The 25,598-nt window shown below is 38.1% G+C and carries 20 protein-coding genes and 1 pseudogene; 15 read left to right on the forward strand and 6 right to left on the reverse strand.

Annotated elements, in window-relative coordinates; translation table 11 throughout:
* Positions 1-2: 2 nt before the first annotated feature.
* The 7 genes from CVS84_RS05910 to CVS84_RS05940 all read left to right on the forward strand — a co-directional run bounded on the left by CVS84_RS05910 (position 3) and on the right by CVS84_RS05940 (position 5,429).
* Positions 3-827 carry an SEL1-like repeat protein gene (locus CVS84_RS05910; RefSeq protein WP_107691556.1) on the forward strand — a complete coding sequence of 275 codons (825 nt, stop codon included), beginning with the start codon at positions 3-5 and terminating at the stop codon, positions 825-827.
* A gap of 73 nt (positions 828-900) precedes the next feature.
* Positions 901-2,022: a nitrous oxide reductase accessory protein NosL gene (locus CVS84_RS05915; RefSeq protein ID WP_107691557.1), complete on the forward strand. Its 1,122-nt coding sequence runs from the start codon at positions 901-903 to the stop codon at positions 2,020-2,022.
* Position 2,023: 1 nt separating this feature from the next.
* Positions 2,024-2,209, forward strand: coding sequence for a hypothetical protein (locus tag CVS84_RS05920; RefSeq protein WP_054197437.1), 186 nt, complete (start codon positions 2,024-2,026; stop codon positions 2,207-2,209).
* On the forward strand, positions 2,199-3,308 hold the full coding sequence (locus CVS84_RS05925; protein WP_107691558.1) for an ABC transporter permease: 1,110 nt from the start codon (positions 2,199-2,201) through the stop codon (positions 3,306-3,308). The genes CVS84_RS05920 and CVS84_RS05925 overlap by 11 nt, the downstream gene beginning before the upstream one ends.
* Complete coding sequence (locus tag CVS84_RS05930; protein ID WP_107691559.1) at positions 3,305-3,973, forward strand: ABC transporter ATP-binding protein; 669 nt, start codon at positions 3,305-3,307, stop codon at positions 3,971-3,973. Before CVS84_RS05925 ends, CVS84_RS05930 begins: the two co-directional genes overlap by 4 nt.
* A complete protein-coding gene (locus CVS84_RS05935) occupies positions 3,970-4,923 on the forward strand; it encodes a hypothetical protein (RefSeq protein ID WP_107691560.1) in 954 nt (317 codons plus the stop codon). The genes CVS84_RS05930 and CVS84_RS05935 overlap by 4 nt, the downstream gene beginning before the upstream one ends.
* Positions 4,920-5,429 (forward strand): hypothetical protein, encoded by a 510-nt coding sequence (locus CVS84_RS05940; RefSeq protein ID WP_107691561.1) that lies wholly within the window; start codon positions 4,920-4,922, stop codon positions 5,427-5,429. Before CVS84_RS05935 ends, CVS84_RS05940 begins: the two co-directional genes overlap by 4 nt.
* 31 nt (positions 5,430-5,460) lie before the next feature.
* On the opposite strand, the gene CVS84_RS05945 is transcribed toward CVS84_RS05940, so the two are convergent.
* The 5 genes from CVS84_RS05945 to rsmA form a co-directional block, all read right to left on the reverse strand.
* Positions 5,461-5,976, reverse strand: coding sequence for a tetratricopeptide repeat protein (locus tag CVS84_RS05945; protein ID WP_107691562.1), 516 nt, complete (start codon positions 5,974-5,976; stop codon positions 5,461-5,463).
* 194 nt (positions 5,977-6,170) lie between these two features.
* Positions 6,171-6,944 (reverse strand): pseudouridine synthase, encoded by a 774-nt coding sequence (locus tag CVS84_RS05950; RefSeq protein WP_107691563.1) that lies wholly within the window; start codon positions 6,942-6,944, stop codon positions 6,171-6,173.
* Position 6,945: 1 nt separating this feature from the next.
* Positions 6,946-7,899: a KpsF/GutQ family sugar-phosphate isomerase gene (locus CVS84_RS05955; protein ID WP_107691564.1), complete on the reverse strand. Its 954-nt coding sequence runs from the start codon at positions 7,897-7,899 to the stop codon at positions 6,946-6,948.
* Positions 7,900-7,908: 9 nt separating this feature from the next.
* Entirely contained in the window at positions 7,909-10,038 is a 2,130-nt protein-coding gene (locus CVS84_RS05960) for a ribonuclease J (protein WP_199906117.1), read from the reverse strand.
* Positions 10,004-10,846, reverse strand: a complete 843-nt coding sequence (rsmA, locus tag CVS84_RS05965; RefSeq protein WP_107691648.1) for a 16S rRNA (adenine(1518)-N(6)/adenine(1519)-N(6))-dimethyltransferase RsmA — start codon at positions 10,844-10,846, stop codon at positions 10,004-10,006. The genes CVS84_RS05960 and rsmA overlap by 35 nt, the downstream gene beginning before the upstream one ends.
* Positions 10,847-10,952: 106 nt before the next feature.
* Here rsmA and CVS84_RS05970 point away from each other — a divergent pair, with 106 nt between their 5' ends.
* Genes CVS84_RS05970 through rlmN form a run of 4 tightly spaced genes read left to right on the forward strand, consistent with a single transcriptional unit; the run spans position 10,953 to position 16,802 of the window.
* Positions 10,953-14,231, forward strand: coding sequence for a DEAD/DEAH box helicase (locus CVS84_RS05970; RefSeq protein WP_107691565.1), 3,279 nt, complete (start codon positions 10,953-10,955; stop codon positions 14,229-14,231).
* 2 nt (positions 14,232-14,233) lie between these two features.
* Positions 14,234-14,989: an imidazole glycerol phosphate synthase subunit HisF gene (gene hisF, locus CVS84_RS05975; protein WP_107691566.1), complete on the forward strand. Its 756-nt coding sequence runs from the start codon at positions 14,234-14,236 to the stop codon at positions 14,987-14,989.
* Complete coding sequence (locus CVS84_RS05980) at positions 14,989-15,669, forward strand: purine-nucleoside phosphorylase (protein ID WP_107691567.1); 681 nt, start codon at positions 14,989-14,991, stop codon at positions 15,667-15,669. Before hisF ends, CVS84_RS05980 begins: the two co-directional genes overlap by 1 nt.
* On the forward strand, positions 15,666-16,802 hold the full coding sequence (gene rlmN, locus CVS84_RS05985) for a 23S rRNA (adenine(2503)-C(2))-methyltransferase RlmN (protein WP_107691568.1): 1,137 nt from the start codon (positions 15,666-15,668) through the stop codon (positions 16,800-16,802). Before CVS84_RS05980 ends, rlmN begins: the two co-directional genes overlap by 4 nt.
* A 261-nt stretch (positions 16,803-17,063) precedes the next feature.
* Here the strand turns inward: rlmN and CVS84_RS05990 are convergent, their stop codons facing one another.
* Complete coding sequence (locus CVS84_RS05990; protein WP_107691569.1) at positions 17,064-17,978, reverse strand: pseudouridine synthase family protein; 915 nt, start codon at positions 17,976-17,978, stop codon at positions 17,064-17,066.
* Between the two features lie 184 nt (positions 17,979-18,162).
* Here CVS84_RS05990 and purB point away from each other — a divergent pair, with 184 nt between their 5' ends.
* The 4 genes and pseudogenes from purB to CVS84_RS06010 all read left to right on the forward strand — a co-directional run bounded on the left by purB (position 18,163) and on the right by CVS84_RS06010 (position 25,525).
* Positions 18,163-19,494 (forward strand): adenylosuccinate lyase, encoded by a 1,332-nt coding sequence (gene purB / locus CVS84_RS05995; protein WP_107691570.1) that lies wholly within the window; start codon positions 18,163-18,165, stop codon positions 19,492-19,494.
* 219 nt (positions 19,495-19,713) lie between these two features.
* Positions 19,714-22,089, forward strand: a complete 2,376-nt coding sequence (locus CVS84_RS06000) for a ribonucleoside-diphosphate reductase subunit alpha (RefSeq protein ID WP_107691571.1) — start codon at positions 19,714-19,716, stop codon at positions 22,087-22,089.
* A 77-nt stretch (positions 22,090-22,166) separates the two neighbouring features.
* Positions 22,167-23,006: a hypothetical protein gene (locus tag CVS84_RS06005; RefSeq protein WP_107691572.1), complete on the forward strand. Its 840-nt coding sequence runs from the start codon at positions 22,167-22,169 to the stop codon at positions 23,004-23,006.
* A 236-nt stretch (positions 23,007-23,242) separates the two neighbouring features.
* A pseudogene (locus CVS84_RS06010) lies at positions 23,243-25,525 on the forward strand (ribonucleoside triphosphate reductase).
* Positions 25,526-25,598: the final 73 nt, after the last annotated feature.

The following is a 25,598-nucleotide window of genomic DNA, read 5'->3' on the forward strand; positions in this document are numbered from 1 at the left end:
TGATGAAAAAGAGTTTGATTTTATTGTTTGCTTGTTTGGGACTATTAAATGCTGGCTATATCAAAGAGGCTTTAAGCGCAAAAGACGATCACAATAAGCTAGCACAAATTTATGAAGATGCTTGTGATAAAGAGAAAAAGGCATCAGGCTGCTACAATCTAGCTGTGCTTTACAGCAGGGGCGACGGCAATGTCAAAAAGGACGAAGCAAAGGCAGCAATGCTTTATGAAAAGGCTTGTGATCAAAACTTCTCTATGGCTTGCAGCAACCTTGGCTACGTCTATGAAAAAGGCAAAGGCGTAGAAAAAGACCTAGCAAAAGCAGTTAAATTTTATGAAAAGGCTTGTAAGGATAATGAGGGTTGCACGGAGCTTGGCTTACTTTATGCAAATGGCACCGGCGTGACAAAGGATATTAAAAAGGCAAAAGAGCTTTACGAAAAGGCTTGCAAAGCAGGGGACGGCATAGGATGTAGTAACCTTGGCTATCTATATGCACAAGGCGAAGGTGTAGAGAAAGACTATGCAAAAGCCAAAGCAAACTACGAAATGGCTTGCGCAAACGAAGCTGGCATAGGGTGTGATAATCTTGGCTTTTTATATGTTTATGCACAAGGCGTTGATCAAAACCTCACAAAAGCCACAAAACTTTATGAGCAAGCGTGTATATATGGATATGAAAAGGGCTGCAATAATTACGCTATCATGCTAGCTGAAGGTAAAGGCGTAAAAGAAGACATGGAGAAAGCACATGAAATTTTTACTAGAAGCTGCAAAAATGGCTTAAAAGAAGCGTGCGAGAATTTAGAAATTTTAGGAAAGCATTGATGCTTGATAAAGTTAGCCCAGTGGCATTTAAAGCTTATAAATATAAAAATAAAAAATACTAAAGGAGATAATTATGATTTTACGTTCTATCTTGAGTTCAGCGCTACTAGCAACCATACTTTTTAGTGCTTCTACAAATGAACAAGCCGTCAAAATGAAACCGATGTTTCAAAGCGTGGATCCTAGCAAGGCTACACTAGTAGGAAGCGGCGAGGATAAAGAGTACTGTGCCGTTTGCGGCATGAATTTGGTTAAATTTTATAAAACTAATCACGTCTACAACGGCAAGCAAGTAGCATCACTTCACTGCTTATACGAGCTAACAGAAGGCAAGATCCCAAGTGACGCACAAGTTGTAGATACTAAAAATCTAAATTTAATCGATGTAAATAAAGCCTTTTATGTCGTTGGTAGTAGTGTCAAGGGCACAATGACTAGAAATAGCAAATACGCTTTCTCAACTGAGGCTGACGCAAAAGAATTTCAAGCAGAAAATGGCGGCGAGATAATGAACTTTGCCAAAGCTTACGAGATCGCTGGACAGGATTTCGAGGGTGATAATAAAATGATAAAAGCTAAACGTGAGGACGGCGTTTATGCACATGGTAAAGAATTTTATGAAGCAAACTGCGAAAAAACAGATCCAAAAAGCTTTAAAGCTATCTCTGAGCTAAAAGCTCATCTTAAACAAGTATGTGACTCAAAAGAGGCTAGCAAAGCTCCTGAATACGACAAACACCTACAAGCTGCCGCTTTGTATCTATGGGATGCTCCAGCAAATTTAGGTACTAGCAACCAAGCTTCAAAACCTAAACAAGAAATAAAAAAACCTGAGAGAATAGTCGTACCAAAAGGTGCGAGATGTGCGGTATGTGGCATGATCGTCAAAAATTCTCCATGGGCGACACTCATCAAAGTAGATGGCAAGGATTATTATTTCGATGGTGTAAAAGATATGGCACAATTTTATTTTGCGGATGGTAAAATGAAAGATGCTTATGTGAGCGATTATTACACGCTAGAAAAGCTTAATGCAAAAGATGCGTTTTATGTTCATGGTTCAAACGTTTATGGACCAATGGGCGATGAGTTTATCCCATTTAAAGACGAAGCAAAGGCAGAGAGCTTTTTAAAAGATCATGCTGGCAAAGGTGTCATAAGATTTGACGAGATAAAGAATTTTATCGGTAAATAGTGTGAAATTTCTAGTTTTTTTGGCGTTATTTTTTGGACTTTCTTATACACTTTTAGCGGCACACTATCTTAGCTTTGATCATAAAGCAAAGCAAGATGAGCTAAGAGAAATTTCTAAGATAACAAGAGCAAATGCTGCTTTTAGTTTTAACCAAAAGGGGCAAAAAGGCTTTGTCTATGATAGGTAAAAATTTTATAAACTATGCTGTGGTTCTGCTTTTTAAAGATAGAAAGGACCATCTTTTTAGCTTTTGCCTCTTTGCACTCATTATATTTGTGCTAAGCTCGGTACTTTTCATCTCTGGATCGATCCAACATGATCTTATAAATTTAGTAAAAGATAGATCAAGCATTGTAGTGAGCGCATTTCGTGCTGGCAAAGGCGATCTAATGCACCCTGGCTATATCTACGACATCTCAAAGATTGATGGCGTGGCAGACGTGAGAGGCGTAGTTGATGGAGAGTACTACTTCGTTCAAAAGCGTGTTTGGTTTCATCTATATGAAGATGATAGCTTAAAAGAGGATGAGATGATCGTCGGAGATGGTGTAAAAGCGGCTATGAATGAGCTTTACTACGATGAGAGCTTTAATTTTCTAACTGAAGAGCGCATGATACCAGTAAAGATATTAAAGACTATGCCGGCACAAAGTGGTTTAATCTCAAATAACGCTATATTTTTGCATCCAAATACACTAAGGGCTATCTTAAATTTAAAAGATGAAGAGTATACAAAGCTCTACGTTGAGGTGCCAAATACCGATGAGATCAGTGAAGTAGCTTTAAAGATAGAGAATTTATATCCAAATTCTTTCGCTCTTAGCATAGAAGATGAGGTGGCTAAGGTTAGGCACCTTTACTATTATAAGGGTGGAATTTTTATGAGCATTTATGTTAGCGTTATGCTTATATTCTTTGTCTTGCTTAAAAACCAAATTTCACTCGCCTATGGTAGTAAAAAGCGTGAAATAGCTATTTTAAGAAGTATTGGCTTTTGTATAAAAGACATAATCTTTTTAAAATTTATACAAAATTTCATTGTTAGTGTTAGTGCTTTTTTGCTCGGTGTTATGCTGGCTTATCTCTTTGTTTTTGTATTTAACGCTCCACTTCTAAAAGGGATATTTTTAGGTGATGAGCTTTTAAATTTTACAAATTTCACGCCTATTTTAGAGTTTGATAAGCTCTTTTTGATCTTTGTTTTTGGCGTGATACCATTTTTAGCGTTTGTACTCATACCTTCATGGAGAGTAGCAAGTAGTGACATAAATGAGGGGCTAAAATGATAAATATAAGAGGTGTTAGCCTGGTTTATAACCAAAACAAACAAAATGAGTTTTGTGCTTTAAAAAATATAAATTTAGATATTAATGACGGCGAGCTAGTGATACTAAAAGGCATTAGTGGAAGCGGTAAAAGCACCCTACTTTCTCTTATTGCCCTACTTCAAAAGCCAACTAGTGGAGAAATTTTGATAGATGGCACTAACATCGCAAAACTGCCTGATGTCTTTTGCTCTGAGCTTAGACACAAAAGGCTTGGATTAGTTTTTCAAAATTTTAACCTTATCGAGGGTCTAAGTGTATATGAAAATTTACTAGCTCCATTTGCTTTAACAAATTTCAAGGCAAATGTGCGAGATGAGATGATAAAAAAGGCTCTAAGCCTAGCAAATATCGCTCATAAAAAAGATGAGAATGTATCAAATTTAAGTGGTGGTGAGCGTCAAAGATGCGCGGTAGCTAGGGCTTTATCTATGGATGCTAACATCATCTTGGCTGATGAGCCAACGGCAAATTTAGACAGACAAAATGCACGTGCGTTTTTAGGCTTGCTAGAGTCTTTTAAAGCTCTAAAAAAGAGTGTTATTGTCGCTACTCACGATAGCATTTTTGATGAGCTAAGTGCAACAGATAGGGTTGTCAGCTTGCAAAATGGAGAGATAGTATGAGTGTCTTTTTATCAAACGCCGTTATTGCCTTTTTGTTAGCGGAGTTTGTACTTTTAGTTTTGATGAGTATTTCGCTCTTTTATGTCGTTAGGATCGTGAGGTCGTGGGACTATAACGCACTAACATCGCTTCAATACTCACTTGAAAAGCAAAACTATCTTGTAAATACGATTTTGCTTTTTTGCGTCTGTATCAAGATCGTATTGTTTATATTCTTTGCACTTTGCCTAAATGAACTCTCTGATATTGTACCCGGTGCTATGTGTTCAGCTGGCGTGATTGGCTCAAATAAATTTGGTGGTATATTGATGCTCACTAAAATTTTGCTGATCTTTGGGCTTGGCATTTGGCTAGTTATAAATAAGCTTGACTTGCAGGCTCTAAATTTCCCTTATCTAAAGAAAAAATATGCCATTTTTATCTGCATTTTTGTTATGATACTACTTGAGCTTGGTATAGAAATTTCGTTTTTTTACAATATCCCACTAAAAGTACCGGTCTTTTGCTGTTCCGTTACTTTTCAAGCTCCAAAGCTACCATTTGGCTATACAAATTTTGGTTTAGTGAGTGCATTTTATGTGCTCTTTTTTGTCATTTTGGTGCTAAATTTCTTAAAGCAAAGTATGGCGAGCTTTGTGGCAAATTTGTTGTTTTTGGTGCTTAGCTACTATGCCATCACCTACTTTTTTGGCCTTTATGTTTACGAGCAGCCAAACCATAAATGCCCATACTGCATGCTAAAAGGTGACTATTTTTATGTTGGTTACCTCATCTGGGGCAGTTTGTTTTTCGGTGTATTTTACGGCCTTATGCCATATCTTGTTGAGATTATCACAAAGACAAACTACTCACACAAGCTTAAATTTTCATCCATCTGGCTAAGTGTTTGCGTACTGATCTGTGCACTTTATGTCCTAAAATATTATTTGTTAAGAGGATTTTTATTTTGATAAAACAAATTTTTTCTTTGTGTTTGTTAGCTCTAGTCTTAGCCGTACTTGCCTATAACGCCGATATAAGCGATGATAAAATTTTGGTTTTAAATAATGGCAAATCAGAGCCGATCGAAGAGCTTACACCAAATAAATTTATATGTTATGAGAGCAGGACGCTTATCGCGGACAATAACGATACAGCCCAAGCCATCATGCCAAATGGCAATATCTACTTCTTTAACGATATTACAAATTCTTTTATCTGGTATATGGCAGAAAAAGAGAAAGAAAAGATAAAGCTATATGTATACACAAAGGATACAAACCGCTATATCCTAGCACAAGACGCTTGGTACTCAAGGGTCGACATCACACCGATGGGATATGGCATAGGGGCATATGAGTTTCACTTATATGGCATATGTGATAACTATTTTAAAGAGGTCTTGCTATACGCAGCACGTGGTGAGACGCTACTAAATCCATACATAAACATCTTGCTTTCAGAAAATAAGATATAAATTTATTAGAGCTACTGAGTTGTTTTTGGTATTAAAAACCTTTTTTGTTTAGTTCTTTGTAAAAATCACACCCTTTTTGATCTCCTAAATCACACGCTTTGCCAAAATATTCCTTTGCGGCGTGATAGTCTCGGCTTAATCCTAGCCCTTGTATATACAAACTTCCTAAAATACTACAACTTTGAACATTTTCTCCATTACAAGCTTCTTTGAATAGTTTGGTTGCCTCATGGTAGTCTTGTTTTACTCCTTGACCGTTTGCATATAATGCTCCTAAAACACCACAACTAAAAATTTTTCCTCCATCACAAGCTTTTTTAAGTAGTTTTGCTGCCTTATGGTAGTCTTGCTTTACCCCCAAGCCATCCATATATAAGTATCCTAAATTTAAACATCCATCAATAACTTCATTGTCGCAAGCCCTAGAAAATATCTTAGCCGCTTTATTGTAGTCACCTTTATCGTAAGCATCAAATCCAAGGTCTACAAGATCCTGAGAAAATCCAATAGTTAATAAAAACATAGATAAAAACACAATCTTTTTCATTTTTACTCCATTTTTACAAATTTCTTAAACGATATTTTGTCCTTTTAAAACTTAGATTATTGTTAATTATCTATTTATCTTTTAGTAGATACGCAAGGCAAATTTATACGTCGTTTAATAAATTTTTGTGATTTTGGTGTGTATTTGCAGAAATATGTTTGGCTTGTCTCTTTATTAGAGAAACAAGCCTAATGTTAGTATCTAACGTTATTAACCTTTAAAAAGTCTCTTAGGTCTTCGTATTCGCTGTTTTCAAAGTAGCGCCATTTGCCAGGCTTTAGCATATCAAGGCTAACACGTCCAAAGCTAACACGTTTTAGGTCCATCACTTCAAGGTCAAAGTATCCAAAGAATCGGCGAAGCTCTCTGTTTTGACCCTCATTGATGATGACTTTTAGTTTTGTATAACCGCCGCTTGAGCCAAAAACTTTATAGGCTAGAAAAGGCTTAAATTCCATTGATTTTATAGTGGTTTTTGCGTGCGCACCTTTGGTAGCGTCCTTGGCAAAAAAGCCATTTGTCATCGCCTCGATGACCTCTTTTGAAATTTCGCCCTTTACCTTTAGATAATATTCTCTTTCAATATCGCTATTCATTAGTGCTGTGGCGATAGCTGGGGCGTCGGTTAGTAAAAGTAGCCCCTCACTTGCATAGTCTAAGCGCCCCACACTAACAAATTTAGCAAATTTCTTATCTAACGTGTCATAGATCGTCTTTCTTCCGCGGTCATCTTTCTTGCTAACTAGCTCACCCTTTTGTTTGTGGTAAACGATAACAGTAAATTCCTTCTTTAGCTTTATCAAACGGCCGTTTATGCGCACTTTGTCATCTTCATCGACGCTCGTTGTAAGATCGCTAACCACACGTCCTGCTATGCTAACCTTGCCAGCTTTTATCAGCTCATCTGCCTCACGGCGTGAGTAGTTTGTGTTGTGTGAGATAAATTTATTAAGTCTTGTTTTTTCCATTTTATAGTCCTAAATTTGCAAGGTCATGAATATGTAAAACGCCCACAGGTACGCCATTTTCTACGACGGCTAGAAGCTGAATCTTATACTTTTCTATCAAAGCTAACGCATCTACAGCTAACATCTCTTTGTTATCTATCTCTTTTGGATGCAGTGTTGCAAATTTCATTGCCGGCTCTTCTAAGTCAAAGTCTTCCCTCATAAGCGCACGCCTAAGATCGCCGTCACTTAAAAGAGCGTCTAGCACACCGTCTTTATCAACTATGAGAACCGTGCCAAGCTTGCCATGCGTCATCGTGTCGATCGCACTTTTTAGGGGTGCATTCCAGCGAACTATCGGTAAATTTTCGCTTCTCATCACATCTTTGACCTTTAAAAATAGCCTCTTACCAAGGCTACCACCTGGGTGAAAATTTGCAAAGTCCTCTTTTTTAAAGCCTCTCTTTTGCATCAAACAAACAGCTAGCGCATCGCCAAGAGCTAACGTTAGCGTAGTTGATGCTGTTGGAGCAGCATTTAGCGGGCAGGCCTCTTTCTCTACGTTAATGCTAATAAATGCATCACTAAATTTACCAAGCGAGCTTGTCTTGCTCCTTGCCATGGCGACGATTTTTACGCCAAAGCGTTTTACGTGAGGCAAAATTTTGATAAGCTCATCGCTCTCGCCACTAAAACTAATGGCTAACAAAACATCATCCTTTTCTATCATGCCAAGGTCGCCGTGCATAGCCTCTGTTGGGTGTAAGAAAAAGCTTGGCGTGCCAGTGCTTGCAAGCGTGGCAGCGATCTTTGCACCTATGTGACCACTCTTGCCAACGCCTGTGACTATAACCTTGCCCTTTGCGTTAAATATCAAATTTACAGCATCTTCTATGGCTAAATTTTTAGCATGCCTTAAAAGCTCGTTTGCTTCTATCTCTAAAACTTCTGATGCGATTTGGTTAATTGTTTGCATAAATTTCCCTTACATTAGATAGATAATAGGCACGATAGTCGGGTATTTTTTGACTTTTCTAAAGATATGTTTTCGGATGACCTGACGCACCTGCCCCTCGAGCATCCTGCCGTCTTTCAAAAGCTCCTCTTTAACGTTGCTTAGGTATTGCTCCAGCACGCCCTCCATCTCTTTTCTAAACTCGCCATCTTGCTTATCGCCCACAAGACCGTAGCTAATGACGCGAGGCTTATTGATGAGTTTTGCGCCGTGACGTGAAATTTGAGCGATTATCATGACGACCCCGGCTTCTGCTAAGTTTTGTCTATCGATGACGACATCATCTGAAATTTGTTTATTTATTTGATTGTCAATAAATACCTTGCCTGTTTTTACTGTTTTTACACGCTTTAGATACTTTTGGCATATCTCCATCTGGTCACCGTCACTCATTAGATAAATATTTCTTTCATCTACACCGCAAGCTATGGCTGTTTCTTTGTGTTTTGCGATGTGATTATACTCGCCATGTACTGGCAAGAAAAATTTTGGTTTTATAAGACGTAGCATCAGCTTTTGCTCTTCTTGTGCCGCGTGACCGCTGACGTGGATCTCGCTAAAGTCTTGATAAGCGACGCTTGCACCTGATTTTATTAGGAAATTTAATACAGTCGAGATACTGCTTTCATTGCCTGGGATCGCTTTTGAGCTGATTATGATCTGATCGGTTGGCTTTATTTTGATGTATTTGTGTTCATCAGTAGCCATTCGGTACAGCGCGCTCATAGTCTCACCCTGAGAGCCTGTGGTAACGATCAGAACCTCGTTATCTTTAAATTTGCCAACCTCGTTTGCATCGATAAAAATTTTCTTATCAAGCTTGATATAGCCAAGCTCCATTGCAGTATACAAATTTCTCTCCATTGATCTACCGATGACACAGACTTTGCGGTTGTATTTTAGCCCCCACTCGATTGCTTGATAGACGCGGTGGATGTTTGAGCTAAAAGTGCTCATTATCACGCGACCCTTGGCCTTTGAGAAAATCGTGTCAAAGGTCTTACCCACGCTGCTTTCACTTTTAGTAAATCCTTCTCGGTAGCTATTCGTGCTATCGCTCATTAGACATAATACACCTCTTTCGCCGTAGTATGCAAGTCTGCCAAGGTCAGTTGGATAGCCGTCGATCGGAGTATGGTCGATCTTAAAGTCACCCGTATGGATGATGGTGCCCGCCTTTGTCGTGATAGCAAGTGCTGAAGCATCGATTATAGAGTGAGTTATATGTATCCACTCAACCTCAAAGTCGCCTATTAGATATGGCTTTCTTTTCTCGACCGAACGGAAAAGTGAGCGCTCTTGTTTTAGGCCATGCTCTTCAAATTTATTATTTATCATGCCAAGTGGTAAAGGTGTGGCATAAATCGGAAATTTAAACTCTTTGTAAAAATATGGTACTGCGCCGATGTGATCTTCGTGCGCGTGAGTGATGATGACGCCTTTTATCTTGTCTTTTATTTTTCTAACATAGTCAAAGTCAGGGATTAGTATATCCACGCCGTGCATGCTCTCGCTCGGAAAACTCATGCCGATATCAACGATGATGGCGCTAGTTTCGGTTTCAAAGATAGTCATGTTTCCGCCGATCTCGCCAAGACCACCAAGTGGAGTTATGCGAATTTTATGTTCACTTGAGTTTAGATATTTCATCGGCTCCAGACGAAGCTCGTGAACGACCTTGTTTGCTACCATTGCGCTTGCAATATCTTGCTGCCATTGCTCATTGCCGTTTAGCTTAGCTGGTAAATTTTTCTTTGGTTTTTTGGCTTTTTTTGGCTTTTCTTTTTGTTCTTGTGTTTTGGTTTTTGTTTCTTGTGATTCTTGTTTTTGCTCTTTTGGCTTATTGTTTTCGCCATTTTTGTTTTGATTTTTGTTATTTCTTGGCTTTTTTGGGCGAGAATTTTGGCTCTTTGGCTCGGCGTGCGTTTCAGTTTCAGCTTGCTCTGCTGCAAAGAAGTTATCTATTACGCTTTTGCTTGCTAGTGAAGTTTGCTCGGTAGTTTCGCCCTCTTGTTTTAGTTTATTTTTTGGTCTAAATCTTCGTCTTTTGTTGTTTTTACTTTGGTTAGTTACAACTTTCTCTTCGTTTTTGTCGTTCATTATCTTCCTTTAATCTTTCAAATACTTTTAGATAAGAATCGACATCTAGCTCGTGTGGACGTAAATTTTGAGCTAAGCCTAGGTCTTCAAAAATTTCTTCTAACGCCTTTTTGTCAAAATTTGTGGATAAATTTTTCAAAAGCGTCTTTCTTGGTGAAGCAAACGCAGCTCTTAAAAATGCTTTAAAAGCCTCGTATTGTTTTGCATCTTTGAAAATCCCGTCTTTGCCAAAAATCTTTTTTGTTTTTTGTAGTTTGATGACTGAGGATGTGACCTTTGGAGGTGGATTAAAAAGCTTTGCATCCACGTCAAACAAAAGCTCACACCTGCCTTGGAGTGAGGCGAGGATCGATAAAGCGCTAAATTCTTTATCCTTGCTCTTTGCACCAAATTTAAGAGCAACCTCTTTTTGTATCATCACGATAAGCCCAAGGCATTTTTCGTCATCTATCGCATTTAGTATCATCTTCGTAGCAACGTAATAGGGTAAATTTGCGACCAAAAAGTAGTTTTCGCTACTTAGTCCGCCCTCTTGTTGCCACTGCTCTAATGCATCTTTACAAAAAAGTTTTAATTGTCCATTTTGTATCTCATTTGCAAATTTAGCCTTTAAAATTTGAAACAGCTCACAATCTATTTCAAAACAGGTCGTCTTGTAAATTTGCAAAAGTCTAAATGTCAAATCACCTAAGCCAGGCCCAATCTCAACGACGTTTACTACGTCATTGGGTATCGCTTGGATGATCTTATCTAGTGTCGCTTTGTCCTGTAAAAAATTCTGTCCAAAGTGCTTTTTTGCCTTTATCATAGCCGCGATATTAGCCAAAAATTACTTATACAATGATTACAAGTTTAGTTTAATCATATATAAAATGGACTATAATCACTAAATAACAACAAAATAAGGCGCAAATTTGAGTAGGGCAAATACCTTAAAATACTTTTTATTATCACAATATTTAGAGCCAAAAACCTTAGACGAGCCAAAAAAGACAAATACTAAATTTAAAAAATCAATAGACCTTGAGATCACAAATTTTGATGAGAAATTTCTACAAATTTTAAGGGCATTTGATAGCTCGCTTTTAAAAAATGGTATAGAAATTTCTATTTATGGCGGTATTTTTGAGACTGACTTGCTTGCCATTTATATCTCAAAGCTAGCAAATTCAAAATTTGAAAAAGAGCAAATTTTGGATGAGCTGCGATCTGAGCAAACGAGCTTTGATAAGGCATTTTGCTATAAATTTAAGCTTACTGGTGATTTGGTATTTTGTAAAGATGATCAAAATTTTGCTTTAAAAGATATAAATTTAGATGATGATTTAACTCCGTTTTTTACACCAAACTCGTCTGATGATCTTTTCATCTCAACAGCTCCTTGGGCAATGGTTCGCCTAGATCATCTAAAAGAGATAAGTCAAAGTGACTTTAGCAAAGAGTGTGAGCGTATAAAAGACAAGCTATCTATCCATAAAGAAAAAATGGAATTTGGCAAATATATAAAGCTTATAAACGATGAGCTAAAAAGTGCACTTAAAACACCATTTTGTAATGATTTCTTAAGGCTTGAAATAAAGATCATAAATCCAAATTTTAAAGAAAATGATAGCCTTTTAAATAGCTTTTTTATAGATGATATAAATTTACTCATCAAATTTTATGAGTCAGGTAGGACGCACAAGCTAACGGATCAGTTGTTAGACGAGGGCAGTGAGAATAAATTTGAAAGACTTGATGTAAGAGATGAGCAAAATAAAAGGCTTGTTAGAGATTTTTTTAAAGCAGAAGAGTATCCAAGATCGGCCTTTGCTAGCGACTTTGCTTTAAATTTCTCACAGCAAATTGCTGTTAATAACATCATTAAAAAATTTAAAGAAAGAAGTGGTGGAATTTATAGCGTAAATGGCGCTCCAGGAACTGGTAAAACAACGCTTTTAAAAGACGTAATGGCTGAAGTCGTTACGCTTAGAGCGATGAAACTCGCGCAAATGAGCAGACATGATATCTTTGCACCAGTTCGAGATAGTAGTGATAAGGTGCTCTATTTTACTCTAAATAAAGAACTTCAGGGCTATGAGATGGTTGTTAGCTCTTGTAATAACGGTGCGGTTGAAATTTTAAGTAAAGAGCTTAGCCAACTAAAAAGCATCGGTAGTTACGCAGGCGAGATTGATTATTTTAAATTTATAGCCACAAGGCTTCTCTCGGCCGATGAAAAGATAAATTTTGGAGAAAAATCTTTTATCTCAAAACCTGCATGGGGACTTTTTTGCATACCTCTTGGCTCAAAGCAAAATAAGTCAAATTTTGTTTTTAACGCGATTAATGGCGTAAAGATCGAAAAAACGCATAGTCAGTTTGAAGATATTTCAAAAGAATTTAAAGAATTTATAGAACAAGATGGTTTTTTGATGGGGCTTGGTAAGTATTTGGCTACTGGCGAAGGAATTGATGATTACGACGAGGCAAAGGAGAAATTTAATCAAGCCCTACACGAAGTAAATCTACTTTTTAGTGAGATCAGGATCAAAGAAGAGGAGCTAAAAAGTATAAATAGCGAGCTTATAAATATCGATAAAAGACTTGATAACTATAATTCAGCAAAGCAAATAGACGAGCTTTTAAAGCCACTAATAGATGAGCTAGATTTGAGCAAAAATGAGCTAGAGCAAAAGGCTACGGAAGCTAACGAGCTAATAAAGCTTATTGGTCAAAATGAAATTTTACAAGAGTATCTCAGCGCGCCTATAAAGCCATCTTTTTTTATTTTCCAGCAAATTTTAAGGACGCAAGCTTTTGAAAAATATAACAATGAAGCGCAAAAAGTTAGTGAGATAAATCGCCAAATAGCTGAGCAAAATTTGAAAGCAAGTAAGCAAAATAGTGAAAATAAAGAGAAGAATGAAGCGAAATTAAACGAACTAAAAGCTCAAATAACTCAGCTTGAAGAGAAAATTTTAGAACTTAACACCAAGATAGACCATCTAAACAAGCTTAATGATGACTTTATTAGACGTCAAAAATTAATTGGCAGAAGTGAAGAGCTTGATAACTTTTTAAATGGTAGTTTTAATCAGAGTAATGAAGAAACACAAAAGAGTATGCCATTTATGATGGAACGTGATCTTGATGAGAAATCCCACAAGACGAAGCTTTTTAAGGCAAGAATCAAGCTTTTTAAAGAAGCGCTTAATCTGCATAAAGCCACTATCTTTGCTTGCAAAGAAGCTGTTAGAACAAATTTACGAGCTCTTAGCGTTATATTTAATGATGAAAAAATGGCTGAAAAAAACGGACTTGAAGCTAAAGATAGACGTGAAGTAATAAAAGGATTGTTTCTGCTAACGCCAGTTGTTAGTTCTACTTTCGCATCTTTTAATAATAGCTTTAAAGAGCTACTAAATGGCGATATAGGTTTGCTCTTAATAGATGAAGCAGGGCAGGCAAATTTAACTAACGCATTAGGCGCGCTACTTCGTTCAAACATGGCTGTTGTAGTTGGTGATCCACTTCAACTTGAGCCTGTTGTAACATTGCCACCGGCTTTAAATAACGCTATTTTACGCTACTGCGATGCAAAGGATGAGTTTAATCTACTAAAATCATCAGTTCAACTTCGAGCCGATAAAGTACAAAATATTGGTACATATATAAAAGGAAAGGGTAAGTCCATTTGGGTTGGTTCGCCACTTATCGTTCATAGAAGGTGCGCCAACCCTATGTTTAAAATTTCAAATGAAACAACATATGATGATATGATGATACTTGGCAGAAACAGTGAAAGTAAACTTAGTGATCCTAATATCAAAACAGAATGGATTGATGTTAGTAGTGATGAATGGATAGGTAATTATAATAAAGCTGAAGGCATGATCGTTAAAGAGCTTTTAGATGGTAAGTTAGCCAAGCTAAAAGATAGTGTTAAAATAATAACACCTTTTAAAGATGTTTGTAAAAATTTAAAAGGGGCTGGTACCATTCACACCATGCAAGGCAAAGAAGCTGATGTTGTTATCTTTGTTCTTGGTGGTGCCACAAAAGGTGCTAGAGCATGGGCTGCTAGTACACCAAATTTACTAAATGTAGCACTAACAAGAGCAAAAGAGGTTGTTTATATAGTTGGCAACCGAGAAAATTGGTCTAATCTGCCATATTTTGAGGTAGCTGCTAGAAAAATAGATAAAGGATAGATTTGAATCATTTTGCAAAACGTATAATCCCATGCCTTGACGTAAAAGATGGCAGAGTCGTAAAGGGTGTAAATTTCGTAGGGCTTGTTGATGCTGGAGATCCTGTCGAGATAGCTCAAAGATACAATGACGAGGGCGCTGATGAACTTTGCTTTTTGGATATCACTGCCTCTCATCTTGGGCGTGATACGATAGTTGATGTCGTAAAAAAGGTCGCAAGTAAGCTTTTTATCCCACTAACAGTTGGCGGAGGTATACGCACGATCGATGATATCTCTCGCCTTTTAAATGCTGGTTGCGATAAAGTAAGCTTAAATTCATCAGCTATACAAGATCCAAATTTGATTGATGAGGCAGCTAAGAAATTTGGCTCGCAATGTGTTGTAGTAGCGATCGATGCTAAAAAGATTGAAAATGGTTATAGCATTTTTATAAATGGTGGCAGGATCGATACCAAAAAAGATGCCTTTTCTTGGGCAAAAGAGGTCGAGTCGCGAGGAGCAGGTGAGATATTGTTAACCTCTATGGACAATGACGGTGTCAAACAAGGCTTTAATCTTGAGCTAACAAAGATATTTAGTACGCTTTCTATACCGACTATTGCAAGCGGCGGAGCTGGTAAGATGGAGCACTTTAAAGAGGCTTTTGAAGCTGGGGCTGATGCGTGTTTAGCTGCTTCGATATTTCACTTTGGCGAAATTGAGATAAAAAAGCTAAAAGAGTATCTCAAGGCAAATGGTATTGAGGTTAGGCTCTGATGTTAGTTATCTCTGCTGGAAAAAATGAAATTTTTGACTTTGCTTTGCCAATGGGTGTGGGGCTAGTTGATATGGCGATAAATTTGACAAAATTTTTGCAGAAACGAGCATGTATTGGAGCGGATGAAAAGGGTATAAAATTAAAAAATATCGATCCGCACTATCTTGCAAAAATTGAAGCTAAATTTGCAAACTCATCAAATTCAGAGCTACAAAATCTAAGCCAAAATTTGTCAAAAAATCCTGAACGAAATTTGTATCAGATGCCAGAAAAAATAGTTTTCGTTGGCTCGGCAGGTCTTTATAAAGATGGTGAAATTTTACAAATTTATGAAAGTTCGGTTGGGGCAAATATTGAAATTTCTAGCGTAGAAAATAGATCTTATTCACCGATTGAGTGTGAAATTTCTTCTATCGTTTCACGTGGAACTATCAAAACAAATTCATCAAATTTCATAACGACAGACAAAAATTTGGCTCATAAGATATTTGAAAAAGGCTATTTTTTAGAAAATATGGAGTTTTTTTCTGTTCTAAAAGTAGCTCAAATTTTTAAAATTCCAGCTTATGGAATTTTCGTAGCGACAAATTTTTGTAATAAAGATGCACATGCTGATTTTGTAAAAAATCACGCAGAGGCCAAGAAAATTCTAACAAAATATATAAAGGAAAATATGTGATAAATTTGCTTGATCTTAGTATTGATGAGCTAAAAGAGTTAGTTTCTCCACCATTTAGAGCAACACAAATCTACGAGTGGATATATAAGAAAAATGCAACCGATTTTAGCCAAATGCTAAATTTGCCTAAAGATATGCGTCAAGATCTGGCTGAAAAATTTTATATCGATCCTTTAAAATGTGTAAAATTTGAGCAAAGTAGCGACGGCTCTATCAAGTATCTTTTTGAGCTAAAAGATGGGCTAAAGATAGAGAGCGTTTTGCTACCGATGAAAGAGGAGATTAGTGATGAGAATGGAAAGGTTAGTCGCCATGCTCGTTATACGGTTTGTGTTAGTTCACAGGTTGGCTGTAAAATGGGATGTGCTTTTTGTCTAACAGCAAAAGGCGGGCTTGTCAGAAATTTGACTGCAGGCGAGATCGTAGGGCAAATTTTATGGATAAAAAGAGAGAATAACATACCATACGAGAGGCGTATAAATGTCGTTTATATGGGTATGGGTGAGCCACTTGATAATCTTACTAATGTTAGTAAAGCTATCAAAATTTTAGCTCTTAACGAGGGTCTAGCCATATCGCCACGTCGTCAAACCGTTTCAACTAGTGGCCTTGGCAGCCAGATAAAAAAGCTTGGTGAGATGGATCTTGGCGTGTTATTGGCCATATCGCTTCATGCTGTTACTAATGAGCTTAGAAGCCGTCTAATGCCGATAAATAAGGCGTATAATATCGAGGCTGTTATGGATGCTGTTAGGGGATTTCCTATCGATATGCGAAAGCGTGTAATGTTTGAATACCTTGTTATCAAGGATTTAAACGATAGCGTGAGAGATGCTAAAAAGCTGGTAAAACTGCTGCATGGTATCAAGGCAAAGGTAAATTTGATCTATTTTAATCCGCATGAAGGCAGTGAATTTGGACGGCCTGAGCTTGCTAACATGCTAAAATTTCAAGAATATCTAAGAGATCACGGCGTTACTTGCACGATCAGACAGAGCAAAGGACTTGATATAAGTGCAGCTTGTGGACAGTTAAAACAACGCAATGAAAATGCAAAATTTAAAGCTATTGCCAGTGATAAAAATTTAAAAACACAGTCGCTTGAAGATAATAGTAAAGCCAGTGTGAGTTAGAATGAGTGTACTTGATATAGCCGAAATAGTCTTTGTTGCTATTGTGGTTTTACTCGGATTAGGGCTTATTTTAAAAGTTTTAAAAGATGAAAAATATAGGCATAAATTCTAAGTCTTAACATCAATATAAAGCCTGACTCTCATAAAGAAATAAAATGGAGCATTAATTGCATAAACTACAAAATTATCATTGTGGTATTTAAAAGCGATGAACTTTGGCAAAACGTAGGTAAAGATTTATTAAAAAAAGAAAATTTTAGACTAAAGTAAACTCTCTTTTGCATACCTATAAAATTCGCTTTCAGCATCAAATTTACTTTTTATGTTATAAAAAATCTCATCAAATTTAAAAGAAATTTCATCTGAGTGGAGTAGGAGCCTTTTTGCTCCAGTTAAATTTATCCGTTCACGCTCGCTCATCTCTTTATCTAAAATTTTCTCGATCTGCGGACGTGATAAACCATAAAGTGGTTCGCCAAGTATCTTGTGTTTCACATGAAACAAATGTAATCGAATTTGATGCTGTCTACCAGTGAGAGGAATAGCTCGAACCAAAGTCGTATCGATATCATCAAAATATCTGATCGGCAAAATTTTAGTCACAGCACTCTTGCCATTTTCACAAATTTGCATCCGCATTTTTACATCGTCATAGTTGTTTGCTAGATCCATTTTTGCATCGATCGTAAATTCTCGCTCGATCTTGCCTTGCACCATCGCGACGTAGCTTTTAGAAACCTCTCTGTTTTCAAAAATTTTCTTTAGTTTAATAGTAGAATTTCTATCTTTTCCTACGACTATCACGCCACTCGTTTCAAAGTCCAGCCTATGTGCCACGCTCGCATCTCGCCCAAAAAGTGTGTAAATTTCATCGTTTAGCGAGTATTCGCAGTGTCTGCCATTTGGGTGGCTCAGTACCCCGCTTGGCTTGTCAAATACAGCAAAGCTCTCGCATTCAAAGATCGGCTTAAGTCCCTTTGGCTCCACCTCATAGTCGATCAAAAAGACCTCTCCACGCAATATGGTATTTTTCTCGCTCACGACATTGCCATCGCAGATCAGCCTGCCTTTATCTATGAGGCGCTGGGTTTGGCTCATGTTAAAACCACTTCGCAACAAAATTTCATACGCTTTTTGTTTGTTTGCAGTGGCAATAAATTTATTTACATATGGCAAGGTAATCCTTTTAAAAACGAGTGAGCTATCTTAAGCACAAATTTATAAGCGTATAACCGACATTTCAGCACGGATTTTATATAATCCAAACTTAAATTTTATAAAATTACACGATGTAAATTTTAGCTTTCAAGGCTAAAATTTACTTTTATGATAAAGAAAACTAATACAAAAAGGTTCAACAATGGTCGAAAGATACTCGCGCAAAGAGATGGCTGATAAGTGGAGCATGCAAGCAAAATACGACGCTTGGCTCAAGGTAGAAAAAGCTGCTATTAAAGCTTGGAATAAGCTTGGCTTCATAAGCGACAGCGACTGCGAGAAAATTTGCAAAAATGCTAAATTTGAAGTGGCTCGCATCGACGAGATAGAAAAGACGACAAAGCACGACGTCATCGCATTTTTAACAAGCGTCAGCGAGAGCCTTGGCGAGGAGAGCAGGTTTGTGCATTATGGCATGACCTCAAGCGACTGCATTGACACAGCCGTTGCGCTTCAGATGAAAGAGAGCCTAGAGCTCATCATCAGCGACGTAGAGGAGTTTATGCAGGCAGTCAAAAATAGAGCAAACGAGCACAAGCACACGCTCATGGTTGGTAGAAGCCACGGCATCCACGGTGAGCCGATAACTTTTGGCCTCGTGCTTGCCATCTGGTACGACGAGATCGCAAGGGCGCTAAAGCTCATCAAAGACGCAAAAGATACGATCAGCTACGGCAAACTCTCAGGTGCTATGGGAAATTTAGCCCACGCCCCGATGGAATTTGAAGAGCTAACATGCGAGGAGCTAGGCCTTAAGGCTGCTCCAGCCTCTAACCAAGTGATCCAGCGCGACCGCTACGCACATGTGGTAAGCGCCATCGCAGTTCTAGCCTCTACTTGCGAGAAGATCGCAGTCGCCATTAGACACTACCAAAGGACAGAAGTTTACGAGGCGGAGGAGTACTTTAGTCCAGGACAAAAAGGCTCAAGCGCTATGCCACACAAACGCAACCCAGTCCTTAGCGAAAACATCACCGGCCTTTGCAGAATGCTACGCTCATACATCACGCCAGCGCTTGAAAACGTCGCCCTTTGGCACGAGCGCGACATCAGCCACAGCTCGGTTGAGAGATTTATCCTGCCAGATATGTTTATCACGGCTGATTTTATGCTGGTTCGTATCAAAAATTTGATAGCAAATTTAGTCGTCTATCCAGAAAATATGATGAAAAATTTAAATTTAACAGGCGGACTAGTCTTTTCGCAACGCGTGCTTTTACAGCTGCCGCAGCGTGGAATTTCCAGAGAAGATGCCTACAAGATCGTTCAGCGCAACGCCATGAAAGTCTGGGCAGACTTGCAAGAGGGCAAAAAAGCGATCGACGAGCAAGGTCACAGCCTATTTTTACAAAATTTGCTAAACGACGAGGACTTAACTAAGAGCCTTAGCAAAGATGAGATCAAAGAGTGCTTTGACTACAACTACTACACCAAAAACGTAGATAGAATTTTTGCCAGAGTCTTTGGCAAGTAAATTTAAATGCAAGAGGCAAATTTATGCTTCTTGCTTCAAGACATCGCTTCAAAAATTTTTACAATCATTTTAAAATAAGATCAAATTTTTTAATTTTTTAAAAATAAAATATTATTTTTTGAGTCAAATTTTATATTTAAAAGCACTTTTTTAACAAAGAGAGTTTTTATCTCCTTTTGGATAAAATCCCAAATTAAAATTTAACACGGAGAGATATTTTTGAAAGTTATAAAACGTAATGGCAGAACAGAAGAGCTTGATATAAGTAAGATCAAAAAATACACAAACGAAGCCGTTTTTGGCCTTAGCAATGTAAGCCTTAGTGAACTTGAAGTAGACGCAAAAATCCAGTTTAGAGATATGATAACGACTGAGGAAATTCAGCAGACTCTTATAAAAACAGCAGTTGACAAGATCGACATTGACCGCCCAAACTGGACATTTGTTGCTGCGAGGCTATTTTTGTTTGACCTTTATCACAAAGTGACCGGCTTTAATGGCTACAACCACCTAAAAGACTATCTTGCAAAGGGCGAAAAGGTAGGCCGCATCATCCCTGGACTAAAAGAGAAGTACGATCTTGAGGATCTAAACGCCTACATCAAACCAGAGCGCGACCTTCAGTTTGCATACCTTGGTATCAAGACGCTTTATGATCGCTATCTTATAAAAGATAAGAATGGCATGCCAATCGAGCTGCCACAGCACATGTTTATGGCGATCGCGATGTTTCTTGCGCAAAACGAGCTAGATAGCCAAGGCTGGGCTAAAAAATTTTACGACCTCATCTCTAAATTTGAAGTGATGCTAGCCACACCAACGCTCTCAAACGCAAGGACTACACGCCACCAGCTAAGCAGCTGTTACGTAGGCAGCACGCCTGATAATATCGAGGGTATTTTTGATAGCTACAAAGAGATGGCGCTACTTTCAAAATTTGGCGGTGGTATCGGCTGGGACTGGAGCAAGGTGCGTGCGATGGGCGGCAGTATCGACGGACACAAAAACGCAGCTGGCGGTATCATACCATTTTTAAAAGTGACAAACGACATCGCAGTAGCGGTCGATCAGCTAGGCACTAGAAAGGGCGCGATCGCTGTTTATATCGAGCCTTGGCACATGGATGTGAGCGATTTTCTTGATCTTCGTAAAAACTCGGGCGAAGAGCGCCGCAGAGCGCACGAGCTATTCCCTGCGCTTTGGATAAACGACCTTTTTATGAAACGCGTCAAAGAAAACGCACGCTGGAGCCTATTTGACCCGGCAGAGGTCGCCGATCTGTGCGATCTATACGGCGATGAGTTCGAGGCACGCTACCTAGCATACGAAAACGACGAAAAGATCCAAAAAAACGTCGTCATGGCAAAGGAACTGTGGAAGAAAATTTTAACTAGCTATTTTGAATCAGGCATGCCGTTTTTGTGCTTTAAAGACAACGCAAACAAAGCCAATCCAAACGACCACGACGGCATAATCAGAAGCTCAAATTTATGCACCGAAATTTTCCAAAATACGCAACCAAACTACTACAAGATCAAGATCACGTTTGATAACGGCTCCGAGCGGTTATTTGACGAGGAAGAAGACGTCACCGTCGATAGCGGCATAACCAAAAAAGCCAAAAAACTAAGCGCTCTAGATAGTATCGGCGGTGAGCAAATTTTCATCGTCGAAAAAGAAAGCGTCGAGGGCAAAACCGCCGTATGTAACCTTGCGAGTATAAATTTAAGCAAAATCAACAAAAAAGAGGACATCGAGCGCGTCGTGCCGATAGCTATTAGGATGCTTGATAACGTTATAGACCTAAATTTCTACCCGCACAAAAAGGTCAAACACACCAACCTAGCCTCCCGCTCGATCGGCCTTGGCGTCATGGGCGAGGCACAGATGCTAGCCGAGCGCGGCGTGAAATGGGGCAGCTACGAGCACCTAGCGCTGATCGATAGCGTGATGGAAAACATAAGCTACAACGCCATCTATGCCAGCTCAAATTTGGCGGTAGAAAAGGGCGTTTATCCGCTCTTTGAAGGCTCAAAGTGGAGCAGGGGAGTGATGCCTATCGACACGGCAAACGCAAACGCCAAAGCGCTTCTAAACGATAGAGGCGGGCTATTTGACGAAAATGCCTGCGACTGGAGCAAACTACGCGAAAAGGTCAAAAAAGACGGCATGAGAAACGGCTATCTGATGGCGATCGCCCCAACTAGCTCGATCTCGATCCTTGTTGGCACTACTCAGACCATCGAGCCAGTCTATAAACGCAAGTGGTTTGAGCACAACCTAAGCGGTATGATCCCAAATGTCGTGCCAAATTTAAGCCCTGATACTTGGCAGTTTTACACGCCAGCATACGAGCTTGATCAGAGAATTCTCATAAAAGCAGGTGCTATCCGCCAAAAATGGATTGATCAAGGTCAAAGTCTAAATATCTTTATGAGCCTAGACAAAGCAAGCGGCGGATATCTAAGTGAAATTTATATGCTTGCATGGGAGCTTGGACTAAAATCAACTTATTATCTTCGCTCTGAGTCACCAGACAGTGAAAAACTAAACGACGTGGCCGACCGCTCTATCGAATGCGAGGGTTGTCAGTAAAATTTATTAGATACCTATGGCTATTTTTACCTTAGGTATCTTTTTATATCCATATTAAAAACAAAAAGGTAATTACTTTGTCTAGCTTAACAGATATTGAAAAAAGATATTTAGAAACGCTTTTTGAAATGGATAGTGGCTATGTCTTAGATTTTAGTAATCAAACTTTCTATGAATTTATAAAAAGTATCACCGGTATTGACATACATGATATAAAATATCAAATCTACGGAGGCTCTAAAGCCAAAAAGTTAAGAGTCTTTTGGCAAACTGAAAGTGACTCAGTAAATGGAAGAGTATTAAAAGGTTTATTAGAACGCTATAAATTTAATGTTGATAGCGGAAAAATTAAATTTAACGAAAAAATCTATAATGAATGCGTAAAAATTACAAACAGGCTTCTTGGCATTAAAAATACTATAGATTCAAGGGACGAATTATTAAAGATAAAATTTGACGATATCAATATTAAAGATTTATCTTTAGACCTTGGTTTGGAAAAGGTCTTGGAGCATAGAATGCTGGAGATAGATAAATGTTTGGACATTGGTGCATATATGTCGGCAATTATACTATGCGGAAGCGTCTTAGAATGTCTTTTATTGAGCTATATGCTAAAAAATCCAAAACAATTTAATACATATAACCAATCGCCAAAAGACAAAACTGACAAAGTAAAACCTTTTCAAGATTGGAAACTATCAGAAATGATAGATGTATCTGGCGGTATTGAGTTACTATCTCAAGATACTAAAAAATTTTCACATGAACTAAGAAATTTTAGAAACTATATTCACCCCATGGAGCAGTTGGCTAATAATTTTAAACCCGACGATCAAACAGCTAAAGTTGCTTTCCAAGTCTTAAAAATGGCTATTTTAGATTTAAAAAAACAAAGAGACACAAAACTACAATAGTAGTAGTTTTGTTTTATTATATTATAAAAAATAATTAATATTTTTAATTAATATAAAAAATAATAATATACATTATATATGCTAAATAACGTAAATTTATCCTTTAAGAAAAGTCTTTAAAATTTTATATTTTTTGATAAATATTATTAAACAAAAGAAAATAGTTATCTATCTTTTAAGCTTTCTTGTCCTATACTTTAAAACTCCATATTAAAAACAATCGGAAAGAGTGGGCGATGCGTGAAATTTTAAAACGAGACGGCACAAGACAAGAATTTGTAGCATATAAGATAGTAGATGCGATAAAAAAAGCATTTGCTAGCGAAAATTTAGCTTATGATGAGAAAGTTTTTACAAATGTTGTCCAAGATATCTTTCAAAAGTCAAGCGCAATAACAGTCGAAGACATCCAAGATGCGATCGAAAAAGAGCTATTTAATAGCGGATATTTTGATGTTTTAAAAAGCTTTATGCTCTACCGCCACACACACAAGCTTCAGCGTGAGCAAATTTTAGGCCTAAATGACGATACGACTTACATAAATTCAACTCAAACGATAAATGAGTATATAAACGGCACCGACTGGAGAATTTCTGCAAACTCAAATACAAGCTACTCAAATGCAGGACTTATCAACAACACCGCCGGTAAAGTCATCGCAAACTACTGGCTAGACGCTGTTTATAGCAAAGAAGAGGGCCTTGCTCATAGAAACGGCGACTATCACATACATGACCTTGACTGCCTTACAGGATATTGTGCTGGCTGGAGCTTGCGAGCTTTGTTAAACGAGGGCTTTAACGGCGTTCGTGGCAGAGTTGAGAGCAAAGCGCCAAAACACTTTAGAGAGGCACTTTATCAAATGGCAAATTTCTTAGGAATTTTGCAAAGCGAATGGGCTGGTGCTCAAGCTTTTTCTAGTTTTGATACCTACCTTGCGCCTTATGTTTTTAAAGATGATCTAAGTGACGCTGAGATCAAAAAGGCGATCACTAGCTTTATTTTTAACTTAAATGTGCCTGCACGCTGGGGACAAAGTCCATTTACAAACGTAACAATAGACATCACCTGCCCAAGCGACCTAAGAGATCAGATCCCAACGAGTGATGATATACACCTCTTTACAAATGTAAAAGATGAGAAAATTTTGAAAAAAGCAAACGAGCGTGGCAGAGAAAAACTAATCGATATGACTTATAAGGACTTCGAGCCTGAAATGGCACGCATAGATAAGGCATTTTACGAGGTTTTAACAGCTGGCGATAAGTGCTCACAGCCTTTTACATTTCCGATACCAACGGTAAATATTACAGAGGATTTTGACTGGGATAGTGAAGTGGCGGATGTACTCTTTGAAAATACCGCCAAAATGGGCTCAAGCTACTTTCAAAATTTTATCGGCTCACAATACACTTATGACGAGAATGGCAACAAGATAGAAAACGAAAAAGCCTACAAACCAGGACATGTTCGCTCTATGTGCTGCCGCTTGCAGCTTGATCTAAGAGAGCTTTTAAAACGAGGTGGCGGTCTTTTTGGTAGTGCTGAGATGACAGGCTCGATTGGCGTTGTCACTATAAATTTGGCTCGCCTAGGATACAACTTCAAAGGCGATAAAGTCGCACTTTATAACAGGCTAAGCTATCTTTTAGAGCTTGCTAAATCGACACTTGAAAAGAAGCGTAAATTTATCCAAGAGATGTATGACAGAGGGCTTTATCCTTATACGGCTAGATATCTAAAGCACTTTAACAACCACTTTAGCACGATCGGTATAAATGGCATGAACGAGCTTCTTAGAAATTTCACAAATGATAAGGAGAATATCTCAACAAAATTTGGACGTGATTTTGCTATTGAGATGGTCGAGTTTTTGCGCGACAAGATAAGGACATTTCAAGAAGAGACTGGAAATTTATATAACCTTGAGGCGACTCCAGCTGAGGGCACAACTTACCGCTTTGCTAAAGAGGATAAAAAGCGCTATCCAGACATCATCCAAGCAGGTGGCGGGGAGAATATTTACTACACAAACTCAACCCAGCTTCCAGCAAATTTTACAGACGATGCTTACGAGGCACTTGATTTGCAAGATGATCTTCAGACTTCATACACTGGTGGCACAGTATTTCACCTTTATATGAAAGAAAGGATCAGCTCACCTAAAGCTTGTAAGGAGCTTGTAAAGAGCATAATCTCAAATTATAAGCTTCCATATATCACGATAACGCCTGTGTTTAGTGTTTGTTCAAAACATGGTTACATTGCTGGAGAGCATGAATTTTGTCCGCTTTGTGATGCAGAATTAATAGAAAAAGAGAAAAACAATTCCAAATAAGGAGAGGAAATGACAGAAAAAGAAATTTTAGAAAAAGTACAAGATAAACGCACAAAATGCGTAGTCTATACTCGTGTTATGGGGTATCATCGCCCAGTTGAGAGCTTTAACCTTGGTAAAAAAGGCGAGCATAAAGAGCGTATTAAATTTGATGAATACGCAAGTTGCTGCAAAAGATAATCACCGCAGCCAATAAAAACACAAAAACTCAAATAAAAAAGGCACAATCTTCTGTGCCTTTTAAATCTCAAAA

Source organism: Campylobacter concisus (assembly GCF_003048575.1).
Lineage (GTDB): Bacteria > Campylobacterota > Campylobacteria > Campylobacterales > Campylobacteraceae > Campylobacter_A > Campylobacter_A concisus_U.